1 rRNA gene is annotated in these 662 nt (G+C 51.2%); it reads right to left on the minus strand.

Features of this window, described 5'->3' with window-relative positions:
• A 23S ribosomal RNA gene (locus tag NA624_RS22980) occupies nucleotides 1-540 on the minus strand; the annotation flags it as partial.
• Nucleotides 541-662 lie beyond the last annotated feature (122 nt).

Raw genomic sequence — 662 nt, forward strand, 5'->3', positions numbered from 1 at the left:
GCTCCCACTGCTTGTACGTACACGGTTTCAGGTTCTTTTTCACTCCCCTCGCCGGGGTTCTTTTCGCCTTTCCCTCACGGTACTGGTTCACTATCGGTCAGTCAGGAGTATTTAGCCTTGGAGGATGGTCCCCCCATATTCAGACAGGATACCACGTGTCCCGCCCTACTCATCGAGCTCACAGCACATGCGCTTTTGTGTACGGGGCTGTCACCCTGTATCGCGCGCCTTTCCAGACGCTTCCACTAACACACATGCTGATTCAGGCTCTGGGCTCCTCCCCGTTCGCTCGCCGCTACTGGGGGAATCTCGGTTGATTTCTTTTCCTCGGGGTACTTAGATGTTTCAGTTCCCCCGGTTCGCCTCATTAACCTATGGATTCAGTTAATGATAGTGTGACGAGTCACACTGGGTTTCCCCATTCGGGTATCGCCGGTTATAACGGTTCATATCACCTTACCGGCGCTTATCGCAGATTAGCACGCCCTTCATCGCCTCTGACTGCCAGGGCATCCACCGTGTACGCTTAGTCGCTTAACCTCACAACCCGAAGATGTTTCTCGCGATTCATCATCGTGTTGCGAAAATTTGAGAGACTCACGAACAACTTTCGTTGTTCTGTGTTTCAATTTTCAGCTTGATCCAGATTTTTAAAGAGCAAA

Source organism: Salmonella sp. NW38, assembly GCF_051807745.1.
Lineage (GTDB): Bacteria > Pseudomonadota > Gammaproteobacteria > Enterobacterales > Enterobacteriaceae > Salmonella > Salmonella enterica.